The sequence below is a fragment of the Pseudomonas sp. 1152_12 genome (genome assembly GCF_052850675.1).
The window spans coordinates 189640-201598 of record NZ_VXCW01000006.1 but is presented as its reverse complement, the minus strand read 5'-3'; the positions used below and the strand labels follow the sequence as shown (position 1 = coordinate 201598).

The following is an 11959-nucleotide window of genomic DNA, read 5'->3' as shown; positions in this document are numbered from 1 at the left end:
AAGCACTGTTTGAATAGTGCCCACAGGACCCAGAAGAGGTGCGCCATGAGTCAGCTGCTCGAACCCTACACCCTCCGTCAATTGACCCTGCTCAACCGGATTGCCGTCTCGCCGATGTGCCAGTACTCATCCGACGATGGCCTGGCCAATGACTGGCACTTGGTACACCTTGGCAGCCGTGCCGTGGGCGGCGCCGGGCTGATTTTCACTGAAGCCACCGCCGTGACCGCTGATGGTCGTATCACCGCCCAGGACCTGGGCCTGTGGAACGACGCACAAATCGAACCGCTGCAACGCATCACGCGTTTCATTGCCGCCCAGGGCGCGGTGGCAGGTATTCAGTTGGCGCATGCCGGGCGCAAGGCCAGCACCCATCGGCCGTGGATCGGCAAGCACGGCAGCGTTAAGCCGGAAGATGGCGGCTGGGTGCCGGTGGGGCCATCGCCGATTGCCTTCGACCCCAATCACACGCAGCCCACGCCATTGGACGAGGCGCAAATCCAGCACGTGATCGCCGACTTTGTCGCTGCCGCCAAACGCGCGCTGACCGCCGGTTTTGAAGTGGTGGAAATCCATGCTGCGCACGGTTATCTACTGCACCAATTCCTGTCGCCGATCAGCAACCAGCGTCAGGACCAATACGGTGGTTCGTTTGAAAATCGCATCCGCCTGGTGCTGGAAGTGACCAAGGCGGTGCGCGAAGTCTGGCCCGAGGAGCTGCCGCTGTTCGTGCGGGTATCGGCCACCGATTGGGTGGAAGACGGCTGGAACCCGGATGAAACCGTGGAACTGGCGCGACGCCTGAAAGACCGTGGCGTGGACTTGATCGACGTATCCTCCGGTGGCACCGCCGCCAACGCCGAAATTCCCACCGGCCCCGGTTACCAGACGCGCTTTGCCGAACGTGTGCGCAAGGAGTCGGGCATTGCCACCGGTACGGTCGGCATGATTACCGAGCCAGCCCAGGCCGAGCACATCTTGCGTACTTGTCAGGCCGATATCATCTTCTTGGCCCGTGAACTGTTGCGTGACCCGTACTGGCCGCTGCATGCCGATGATGACTTGGGCGGGCGCCAGGCGATCTGGCCGGCGCAGTATCAACGGGCGACCCACCGCGATCAGCCGATCCATGAATCTGATCTGAGGGATTGATCCCACACTTGGCCCATCAAAACCTGCCCTGACCCGGTGGGTTTTTTTCGCGGTTGTTTTTGCGGCATTTACCTCTGTCGGCGACAGTGTGGGAAGACGCTGTAGGTCTTTGTTACCTAAGCGATTTATTTAAGTTAATACTCTAAAAAAATCCCACACGGGAGCAGATTGTTTCTACGCTTAGGGTAAGTCTGATTTCTGGCCCAGGGAGTCAGTCGGTTCAGTCCGCAAACGCCTTGCGCGTCACGGGAGGCAGGTAATGGGCGCCAGGAGTCATAGATCGATATCAGGAGAAGCAGTCCATGGCCAAGTCCTATGGTGTTGCGGGTGCGGTGGTGAGGTTTCTGACCCGCAAGGTGTCTTTGCGTGGCAGAAGGTTGAGCTCGGATGAGGTGCAATTGCTGGAGCAGTACCGCGCGCTGACCGAGAACGATCAGGTGGCGATGCTGTACTTGATTGGGGCGATGAAAAGCGTCTCGCGGTTCTGAGCCACCGCTGAATAATGTGAAAGGGGGCTTGCTCCCGAATGCGATGGGTCAGCCAATAGATACAGCGACTGATACTCAGCATTCGGGAGCAAGCCCCCTCCCACATTGTGCACCTCGGTGTCAGGTGTACTTGCGTTGGTCCGGCGCTGGCGGGAAGTACTGGTACAGCCAGGTTTCACTCAAGGTACGGTCCTGGGTGCGGATAAACAGCCGCAATTCCACCGGCTCCACGCTGTCGCTGGTTGGGTACCAATCGAACAGAATGCGATAGCCCTTGATGTTGTCGAGCACCAGCACGCTGAAGTCTTTCACTTCACCGTGGGAACAGGTCACCACGGGCTCGATTCCGGTGCCGGCCGGCAGGCGATCCAGCCCCCCGCCCTTGAAGTCCACGGCAAAGCGACGCGCCCACACTTCGGGGTAGTGCTCGCCCGGTGCCCAACCTTCGGTAAAGCCGCCCATGCCGGAACGGGTAGCGTCGACTTGCGCCAGTGGTGTGCTCACCGGTGGTAGCGCGCTCCAGTACAGCTTGTAGCCGTAGTTGAGTGAATCGCCGGCGGCTACAGGTTTTTTCGGGGTCCAGAAGGCCACGATGTTGTCCAGGGTTTCGCCAGTGGTGGGGATTTCCAGCAAGTCGATCGAGCCTTCGCCCCACGCCGTCGTCGGTTCCACCCATAGGCTTGGGCGCTTGCTGTACCAGTCCACGGTGTCCTGGTAGCTGGCGAACTCATGGTCGGTCTGCACCAGGCCGAAGCCTTTCGGGTCCGTGTCGGTGAACGCGTTGAACTGCAGCTTGGCCGGGTTGTTCAGCGGGCGGCAGATCCACTCGCCGTTGCCGCGCCACATCGCCAGGCGATCCGAGTCGTGGATTTGCGGGTGGATCGTGTCGCACATACGGCGCTCAACGGTGCCGCAACTGAACATGCTAGTCATCGGCGCGATGCCCAGTTGCTCGATGGCGGTGCGCGCGTTGATGTTCGCGTCGATGGCCATCACCACTTGGTTGGCCTGGCAATCAATGTCGAAGCGATAGGCACCGGTGGCACTCGGGGAGTCGAGCAGGGCATAGACCACAAAGCGCGTGGCGTCCTTCGCTGGGGTTTCGAACCAGAACTGCGTGAAGTCAGGGAACTCTTCGCGTTTTTTCGCGTAGGTATCAATCGCCAGGCCGCGTGCGGAAAGGCCGTACTGGCCGGTGGAGTCCACCGCGCGGAAGTAGCTGGCGCCGAGGAAGGACAGCACATCATGGCGATCCAGTTCCGGTGCCTTGAACAGCTTGAAACCGGAGAACCCCAAGTCGCCGGTCAGTTGCTGGGTGTCGACCGTGGTCTTTTCATAGTTGAACAGCGAAGGGCGGAAATGCACCTCGCGTGCTTCGCGGGTCTTGGGGTCGACGCTGTGCATGCGCACCGGCGTCTTGAACCCCATGCCGACGTGGAAGAACTGCACGTCGAGCTGGCCGTTCAATTCCTTCCACAGCGAATGGTTACCGTCGTAGCCGATGGCATTGAAATTCTGCGGCGTCAGGGTCGCCAAGGTCGGCGGCAGCATCTGTTTGGTGTCTTTATACGCGGTCCCGGCGAGCTGTTTGGCTTGGGCCTTGAGCGCTTCAAAATCAAACGCCACGGCCTTGCCATCGGCGGCACGGTTACCTGCCCAGGCCTGTGCGGCCAGCAGGCCAGTGGCGGATAAACCGGTGTAAGCCGCAATGGCCATGGACGCTTTGAGCAAATTCCTGCGGTGCATAGAGACAACCTGTCGTGAGCAAATCCCGCGCCGTTCCTGGCACGTAGCGGATCAGAAATAACGGTTCGGACATGCCTTCGGCCAAACGCAACGGACTTTAAACAGACGCCGGATAGCTTAAGCGGTTCGATGAGGAAGGAAAATTGGTTGAGGGCGGGGTGATGGCGTTGCATATGAAACAAGAGGTTTCCGGTATTGGCTGGCGACGTTACAACTCGAAGCACTCTAGATCTGGGGTTTTTGGCACTTAGTTTTACGCTGAGGGCCTATTGGTCCTACGAACCCAGTGTCTGGAGGCTATGTATGAATACCCGTGGATTGCTCGATCAGTTACTCAAGTCTGGCCAGGATATGTTGCAGAAAAAGGCCGGCGACCCGCGCAAACCGAATGATAAAGGCGCCCTCGATGGGCTGCTCGGCGGTGGCGGGCTGGGCAGTTTGCTTGGCGGCGCGGGCGGCGGAGCCTTGGCGGCGGGCGCCATGGGGCTGTTGCTGGGCAATAAAAAAGCGCGCAAGTTTGGCGGCAAGGCCCTGACCTACGGTGGCTTGGCAGCATTGGGTGTAATTGCCTACAAGGCCTACGGCAATTGGCAGGCGCAACAGGCCAATGCACCCCAGGGCGAGCCGCAAACCATCGACCGCTTGCCATCGGCCCAGGTCGAGCAGCACAGCCAGGGCATTCTTAAAGCGCTGGTCGCGGCCGCCAAGGCTGACGGGCATGTGGACGAGCGCGAACGCGCGCTGATCGAAGGCGAGTTTACCAAGCTGGATAATGACCGCGAGCTGCAAAACTGGCTGCACGCCGAGTTGAATAAACCCCTGGACCCCGCCGATGTGGCGCGCGCAGCCGTCACGCCGGAAATGGCCGCCGAGATGTACGTCGCCAGCGTGATGCTGGTGGACGAGGAAAACTTCATGGAAAAGGCCTATCTGGACGAATTGGCGCGCCAGTTGAAGCTTGAACCAAGTCTGAAGGTCGAGTTGGAAAAGCAGGTGCGCCAAGCCACACTCTGAACACGCACCGTGGACCTCCAGCACCCCGGCCGTTAACCTGGTTCGGGGTGTTTTTGCTTTCTGTGATCGTTACATCAAACCGCATTGATAAAGGAGGGCATCTGCTCAGCTATACTCCCCTCCATTTGAATGCCCCTTCGAGGAATTACTGTGAAGAACTGGACCTTGCGCCAAAGAATTTTGGCGAGCTTTGCGGTAATTATCGCGATCATGCTGCTGATGGTCGTGGTCTCGTATTCACGTCTGCTGAAGATCGAAGTCAGCGAAACGTCCGTTCGGGACGACGCCGTGCCTGGGCTGTTTTTCAGCTCGATGATTCGCAGCGCCTGGGTCGACAGCTACCTGCAAACCCAGGAATTGGTCGGCACGCACAAAAATCAGAGCATCTCAGAGGCCGACAAGCAGGACTACAAGGCCTTCGAAGCACGCCTTGAACAGCATATGGCCAGCTACGCGGGCACTATCAAAATTGGTCAGGATCGCGCCGAGTTCGACGCCTTCGAGAAACTCCATCAGACCTACAACAAGATGCTTGCTCAGGTCCTGGAGGCCCATCAGGCTAACAACGCTGTCGAGGCGCAAAAGCTGTTCGATGAGCAATTGACGCCCGCCTGGACCGAAGGCCGCATGAAGCTCAATGACATTATTAGTGAGAACAAGCAGGTCGCCGATAACGCCACCGCCGCCATCGACGACGCCGTCTCGGCCGCCAAGATCAGCATGGGTGTTTCGCTGATCCTGGCCATTCTTGCCGCTGGCCTCTGCGGTCTGTTGCTGATGCGTGCGATCATGGCGCCGATGAGTCGCATCGTCGAGATCCTTGACACCATGCGCACGGGGGACTTGAGCAAACGCCTGAACCTGGAGCGCAAGGACGAATTCGGTGTCGTTGAAACCGGCTTCAACGACATGATGACCGAGCTGACCGCGTTGGTGTCCCAAGCCCAGCGTTCGTCGGTACAGGTGACGACCTCGGTCACCGAGATCGCCGCTACTTCCAAGCAGCAACAGGCCACTGCCACCGAAACCGCCGCCACCACCACCGAGATCGGCGCGACGTCCCGCGAGATCGCGGCCACTTCCAAGGATTTGGTTCGTACCATGACCGAAGTTTCCACCGCCGCTGACCAGGCATCGGTCGCCGCCGGTTCCGGTCAGCAAGGCTTGGCGCGTATGGAAGAAACCATGCACTCGGTGATGGGCGCCGCTGACCTGGTTAACGCCAAGCTGGCGATCCTCAACGAGAAGGCCGGCAACATCAACCAAGTGGTGGTGACCATCGTCAAGGTCGCCGACCAGACCAACCTGTTGTCGCTCAATGCTGCGATTGAAGCCGAGAAGGCCGGTGAATACGGGCGAGGTTTTGCCGTGGTCGCCACCGAAGTGCGCCGCCTGGCGGACCAGACGGCCGTAGCGACCTACGACATCGAGCAGATGGTGCGCGAGATCCAGTCGGCGGTGTCGGCAGGCGTGATGGGCATGGACAAGTTCTCCGAAGAAGTGCGCCGCGGCATGTTCGAAGTGCAGCAAGTGGGCGAGCAGTTGTCGCAGATCATCCATCAGGTCCAGGCTCTGGCGCCGAGGGTGTTAATGGTCAACGAAGGTATGCAGGCACAGGCCACCGGCGCCGAGCAGATTAACCACGCGTTGGTGCAACTGGGTGATGCCAGTAGCCAGACCGTGGAATCCCTGCGCCAGGCCAGCTTTGCCATTGATGAACTGAGCCAGGTTGCGGTCGGTCTGCGCAGCGGCGTGTCGCGTTTTAAAGTCTGATGAGCGACTTTGCGGCTACACGCGGCGCCGTTCCGGCAGCGCAAAAGGCGTTGTTTCTGGTGTTTTACATCGGCGGCGAACGCTTTGCCCTCAAGGCGACCGAAGTCGCCGAGGTACTGGCGCGACTGCCGCTCAAACCCATCGCCCACGCGCCGGATTGGGTGGCGGGGATTTTTGCCCACCGTGGCGCGCTGGTGCCGGTGATCGACCTGTGTGCGCTGACCTTCGGCACACCGGCCCAGGCGCGTACCAGTACACGGCTGGTGTTGGTCAACTACCAGCCGCAACCTTGGGTTCAAGCGCGCTGGCTGGGGCTGATCCTGGAACAAGCCACCGACACGCTGCGCTGCGGCGTCGACGAGTTCCAGCCGTACGGGCTGGACAACCGCGAGGCGCCCTACCTGGGGCGGGTGCGTGAAGATGCGTTGGGGTTGATGCAGTGGATTGGTGTCAACGAGTTGCTCACCGAGCCCGTGCGTGCCTTGCTGTTTTCCACCGAGCTGAGCGTATGAGTAACGACCCGCGCTTTTTTGCCTTCCTCAAGGAGCGCATTGGTCTGGACGTTGCCTCGGTGGGCGAGGCGATTATCGAGCGCGCGGTGCGCCAGCGCAGCCAGGTCACGCAGGCGCAGACGCCGCAGGCGTACTGGCAGCACTTGCAAAGTTCGCTGGATGAGCAGCAAGCGTTGATCGAAGCGGTGATCGTCCCCGAGACCTGGTTTTTCCGTTACCCAGAATCCTTCGCGACCCTGGCCCGTCTGGCCAAGGCACGCCTGGTCGAGATCAAGCAGATGCGTGCATTGCGTATCCTCAGCCTGCCGTGTTCCACCGGCGAAGAGCCCTATTCGATCGCCATGGCCTTGCTCGATGCCGGGTTGGCGCCGCATCAATTCAAGGTGCTTGGTCTGGATGTCAGCCCGCTGTCGGTGGAGCGTGCCCGACGCGGCGTGTATGGCAAGAATTCGTTTCGCGGCGGCGATATCGATTTTCGTGAGCGGCACTTCACTGAAGAGCCGGAGGGTTATCGCATCGCCGACCGGGTGCGTGAACAAGTGCGTTTGCAAGTCGGCAACCTGCTCGACCCGGGCCTGCTGGCCAATGAGCTGGCCTACGACTTCGTGTTCTGCCGCAACTTGCTGATCTACTTTGACCAGCCGACCCAAAAGCAAGTCTTTGATGTGCTCAAGGCCTTGACCCATGAAGACGGCGTGCTGTTTATCGGCCCGGCTGAAGGTAGCCTGTTGGGGCGCCATGGCATGCGTTCGATTGGCGTGCCGCAGTCCTTCGCCTTCAGCCGGCACGTCGAGCCGGTCAAGCCTGAACCGATCTTTGTACCGATACCTGCGCCCGCACCCGCACTACAGCGCAGTGCGGCGCCCATTCCGCCCAAGCCGCGCCCGTTCAGTACGGTCAGTGCCCACGTGGTGCCGATCAAGGCGCCGCAGACCGACGCGGGCGACTTGCTCAGCCGTATCGCCACGCTGGCCAATGAAGGCAAAAGTGCCGAGGCGCGCGCCGTCTGTGAACAATATTTAAGTCACCATCCGCCAGCCGCCCAAGTGTTTTACTGGCTGGGGCTGCTCAGCGATGTAGCCGGCAGCGCCCTGGAGGCCCAGGGTTATTATCGAAAAGCCTTGTACCTGGAACCGCAGCACCCGCAGGCCTTGATGCACCTGGCCGCGTTGCTCGAATCCCAGGGTGATAGTGCGGGGGCGCGCCGGTTGCAAGCGCGGGCCGCGCGTAGCGAGCGAGCTGACAGTGAGTCCAAACGATGAGTAGCCTTGATGCGCTCGACACCGCAGGCCTGGACCTGACCCTGGCCGACACCCAAGCCATTGACGACTGCTGGAACCGCATCGGCATTCATGGTGATAAGTCCTGCCCTTTGCTGGCGGACCATATCCACTGTCGCAACTGCTCGGTGTATTCCGCCGCCGCCACACGTTTGCTCGACCGCTATGCCTTGCAGCAGGACGACCGGCGTCCGCAGGCGGCCACTGAGGTCGGCAGCGATGTGGTCACCCGCTCGCTGTTGATGTTCCGTCTTGGCGAGGAGTGGTTGGGCATCGCCACCCGCTGCTTGGTGGAAGTGGCGCCATTGCAACCGATTCACTCGCTGCCGCACCAACGCTCGCGGGCACTGCTCGGTGTGGCCAACGTGCGGGGCGCGCTGGTGGCGTGTCTGTCGCTGGTCGAGTTGCTCGGGTTGGACGCCACCAGCAACGGCGCCAGCGGGGGACGCGTCATGCCACGCATGTTGATCATTGCCGCGCAGGACGGCCCGGTGGTGGTGCCGGTCGATGAAGTTGACGGCATTCACGCCATCGATGAGCGCACCTTGATGGCTGCATCGGCCTCCGGCACCCAAGCGAGTGCGCGCTTCACCCAAGGTGTGCTGCAGTGGAAAGGCCGCAGCCTGCGTTGGCTGGACGAGGCGCAATTGTTGTCCGCCGTGACCCGGAGCCTCACATGACCCCCGACCAGATGCGCGACGCCTCGCTGCTGGAACTATTCAGCCTGGAAGCCGATGCGCAGACTCAGGTGCTCAGCGCCGGTTTGCTGGCCCTGGAACGCAACCCGACCCAGGCCGACCAGTTGGAAGCCTGCATGCGCGCCGCGCACTCGCTCAAGGGCGCGGCGCGGATTGTCGGGGTCGACGCCGGCGTCAGCGTGGCCCACGTCATGGAGGATTGCCTGGTCAGCGCACAGGAAAGCCGCCTGTACCTGCAACCCGAACATATCGACGCCTTGTTGCAAGGCACTGACCTGCTGATGCGCATCGCCACGCCGGGCAACGACGTCGGCCCGACGGATATCCAAGCCTATGTGGCATTGATGGAGCGCCTGCTCGATCCATCGCAGCCGACGGCTAAAATCGCGCCACCGCCTGCACCGACACCGGCGCCCATCATCGAAGAGCTGCCGCCCGAGCCACCGGTCACCCCTTCACCAGCGGGCCAGAACAAACGCATGACCGAAGGCGGCGAGCGCGTGCTGCGGGTGACCGCCGAGCGCTTGAACAGCCTGCTCGACTTGTCGAGTAAATCCTTGGTGGAAACCCAGCGGCTCAAGCCTTACTTGGTGAGCATGCACCGCCTCAAGCGCATTCAAAGCAACAGTGCCCGCGCCTTGGATGCTCTGGACGGCCACCTCAAGGCCCTGGATTTGAACCTCGAGGCTCAGGAGGCCCTGGCCGACACGCGCCGCTTGTTGAGCGAAGCCCAGGCGCTGCTGGCGGAAAAAACCGCTGAGCTGGATGAGTTCGGCTGGCAGGCCGGGCAGCGCGCGCAAGTGCTGTACGACACCGCGTTGGCCTGCCGCATGCGGCCATTCGCCGATGTGTTGGCCGGCCAGGTGCGCATGGTCCGCGACCTCGGTCGCAGCCTGGGCAAGCAGGTGCGCCTGGAGATCGAAGGCGAAAAGACCCAGGTCGACCGCGACGTGCTGGAAAAGCTCGAAGCGCCGCTCACACATTTATTACGTAACGCCGTCGATCATGGTATTGAAATGCCCGAGCAGCGCCTGCTGGTCGGTAAGCCCGCAGAAGGCCTGATCCGCCTGCGCGCCTCGCACCAGGCGGGTTTGCTGGTGCTGGAATTAAGCGACGACGGCAATGGCGTCGACTTGGAACGCTTGCGCGGCACCATCGTCGACCGGCACCTATCACCGCTGGAAACCGCCCTGCGCTTGAGCGAGGAGGAGCTGCTGACGTTCCTGTTCCTACCGGGTTTCAGCCTGCGCGACAAAGTCACCGAGGTGTCCGGGCGCGGTGTCGGTCTAGACGCAGTGCAGCATATGGTCCGCCAGTTGCGCGGTGCCGTAGTGTTGGAGCAGACGGCGGGGCAGGGCAGCCGCTTTCACCTCGAGGTGCCGTTGACCCTGTCGGTGGTGCGCAGCCTGGTGGTGGACGTTGGCGAAGAAGCGTACGCGTTCCCGCTGGCGCACATCGAGCGCATGTGCGACCTGGCCCCCGATGACATTGTGCAACTGGAAGGCCGCCAGCATTTCTGGCACGAAGGTCGCCACGTCGGCTTGGTCGCGGCCAGCCAGTTGTTGCAGCGCCCGGCGGGGCAGAGCAACGACGATACGCTGAAAGTCGTGGTGATTCGCGAGCGTGATGCGATCTACGGTATCGCGGTGGAACGCTTTATCGGCGAGCGCACTTTGGTGGTGTTGCCGCTGGATGATCGCCTGGGCAAGGTCCAGGATATTTCCGCCGGTGCGTTGCTGGATGACGGCTCGGTGGTGCTGATCGTCGATGTTGAAGACATGCTGCGCTCGGTCGACAAGCTGCTCAATACCGGCCGCCTGGAGCGCATCGCCCCGCGCAGCCAGCTGGCCACCGAAGCGCCGCGTAAACGCGTGCTGGTGGTGGATGACTCGCTCACCGTGCGTGAGCTACAACGTAAATTGTTGCTTAACCGTGGTTACGAAGTGGCTGTCGCGGTCGATGGCATGGATGGCTGGAACGCCTTGCGCTCCGAAGACTTCGACCTGCTTATCACTGACATAGATATGCCTCGCATGGACGGTATTGAATTGGTCACACTCTTGCGTCGTGATAGTCGCCTGCAATCGTTGCCGGTGATGGTGGTGTCGTACAAGGATCGCGAAGAAGACCGGCGTCGCGGACTGGACGCCGGCGCCGACTACTATTTAGCTAAAGCCAGTTTCCATGACGACGCGTTGTTGGACGCTGTGGTGGAACTGATTGGGGGCGCGCGGGCATGAGGATTGCGATCGTCAATGACATGCCGCTGGCGGTCGAGGCGTTGCGCCGCGCCTTGAATCTGGAACCTGCTCATCAAGTGGTGTGGGTGGCTAACAATGGCCTGGAAGCTGTGCAGCGCTGCGCCGAACTGACCCCGGACCTGATCCTGATGGACCTGATCATGCCGGTGATGGACGGCGTGGAGGCCACTCGGCGGATCATGGCCGAGACGCCGTGCCCGATTGTGATCGTCACCGTAGACCGTCAGGCCAATGTCAGTCGCGTGTTCGAAGCCATGGGGCATGGCGCCCTGGACGTCGTCGATACACCGGCGCTGGGGGTTGGCAACGCCAAGGACGCGGCGGCGCCGTTGCTGCGCAAAATCCTTAATATTGGCTGGCTGGTCGGCCAGCGTGGCAGTCGGGTACGTACCGAGACCGCGGCCCCGCGTGCCACGGGCAAGCGCCAGAGCCTGGTGGTGATTGGCTCGTCGGCAGGCGGCCCGGCCGCCCTGGAAATCCTGCTTAAGGGTTTGCCACGGGATTTTCCTGCGGCCATCGTATTGGTGCAGCATGTGGACCAGGTGTTCGCCGCCGGCATGGCCGAATGGCTGAGCAGTGCGTCCGGCCTATCGGTACGCCTGGCGCGCGAGGGCGAGCCGCCACAAAGTGGCGTGGTACTGCTGGCCGGCACCAACCACCATATTCGTCTGTTGAAAAATGGCACGCTAGCCTATACCGCGGAGCCTGTGAACGAGATCTACCGACCGTCTATCGATGTATTTTTTGAAAGCGTCGCCAGCCATTGGAACGGCGACGCTGTCGGCGTATTGCTGACCGGCATGGGGCGCGACGGTGCCCAGGGGCTCAAATTGCTGCGTGAACAAGGATACTTGACCATCGCCCAGGATCAGCAGAGCTCGGCGGTATATGGCATGCCCAAAGCGGCGGCGGCGATTGATGCTGCTGTTGAAATTCGCCCACTGGACAGGATTGCGCCCCGATTGCTGGAGGTGTTTGCAAAATGATCAAAACCTCTCGCGGTACCGGCTTGCAGGCAGTAATTCAGGTGACCTC

At 61.3% G+C, this 11959-nt stretch carries 10 protein-coding genes; 9 read left to right on the top strand and 1 reads right to left on the bottom strand.

Annotated features, from left to right (window positions below):
* Positions 1-45 precede the first annotated feature (45 nt).
* On the top strand, positions 46-1152 hold the full coding sequence (locus tag FW764_RS13395; RefSeq protein WP_446434334.1) for an NADH:flavin oxidoreductase/NADH oxidase: 1107 nt from the start codon (positions 46-48) through the stop codon (positions 1150-1152).
* A 302-nt stretch (positions 1153-1454) separates the two neighbouring features.
* Positions 1455-1640 (top strand): hypothetical protein, encoded by a 186-nt coding sequence (locus FW764_RS13390; protein WP_446434333.1) that lies wholly within the window; start codon positions 1455-1457, stop codon positions 1638-1640.
* A 120-nt stretch (positions 1641-1760) separates the two neighbouring features.
* Here the strand turns inward: FW764_RS13390 and FW764_RS13385 are convergent, their stop codons facing one another.
* Complete coding sequence (locus tag FW764_RS13385; protein ID WP_446434332.1) at positions 1761-3386, bottom strand: glucan biosynthesis protein D; 1626 nt, start codon at positions 3384-3386, stop codon at positions 1761-1763.
* A 303-nt stretch (positions 3387-3689) separates the two neighbouring features.
* Here FW764_RS13385 and FW764_RS13380 point away from each other — a divergent pair, with 303 nt between their 5' ends.
* The 7 genes from FW764_RS13380 to cheB all read left to right on the top strand — a co-directional run bounded on the left by FW764_RS13380 (position 3690) and on the right by cheB (position 11910).
* Positions 3690-4400 carry a tellurite resistance TerB family protein gene (locus tag FW764_RS13380; RefSeq protein WP_446434331.1) on the top strand — a complete coding sequence of 237 codons (711 nt, stop codon included), beginning with the start codon at positions 3690-3692 and terminating at the stop codon, positions 4398-4400.
* 150 nt (positions 4401-4550) lie between these two features.
* On the top strand, positions 4551-6173 hold the full coding sequence (locus FW764_RS13375; RefSeq protein WP_446434330.1) for a methyl-accepting chemotaxis protein: 1623 nt from the start codon (positions 4551-4553) through the stop codon (positions 6171-6173).
* Positions 6173-6685, top strand: coding sequence for a chemotaxis protein CheW (locus FW764_RS13370; RefSeq protein ID WP_446434329.1), 513 nt, complete (start codon positions 6173-6175; stop codon positions 6683-6685). Before FW764_RS13375 ends, FW764_RS13370 begins: the two co-directional genes overlap by 1 nt.
* Positions 6682-7947: a CheR family methyltransferase gene (locus tag FW764_RS13365; protein ID WP_446434328.1), complete on the top strand. Its 1266-nt coding sequence runs from the start codon at positions 6682-6684 to the stop codon at positions 7945-7947. The genes FW764_RS13370 and FW764_RS13365 overlap by 4 nt, the downstream gene beginning before the upstream one ends.
* Positions 7944-8645 (top strand): chemotaxis protein CheW, encoded by a 702-nt coding sequence (locus FW764_RS13360; protein ID WP_446434327.1) that lies wholly within the window; start codon positions 7944-7946, stop codon positions 8643-8645. Before FW764_RS13365 ends, FW764_RS13360 begins: the two co-directional genes overlap by 4 nt.
* Positions 8642-10903: a response regulator gene (locus FW764_RS13355; protein ID WP_446434326.1), complete on the top strand. Its 2262-nt coding sequence runs from the start codon at positions 8642-8644 to the stop codon at positions 10901-10903. Before FW764_RS13360 ends, FW764_RS13355 begins: the two co-directional genes overlap by 4 nt.
* Positions 10900-11910 (top strand): chemotaxis-specific protein-glutamate methyltransferase CheB, encoded by a 1011-nt coding sequence (gene cheB, locus FW764_RS13350; protein WP_446434325.1) that lies wholly within the window; start codon positions 10900-10902, stop codon positions 11908-11910. Before FW764_RS13355 ends, cheB begins: the two co-directional genes overlap by 4 nt.
* Positions 11911-11959: the final 49 nt, after the last annotated feature.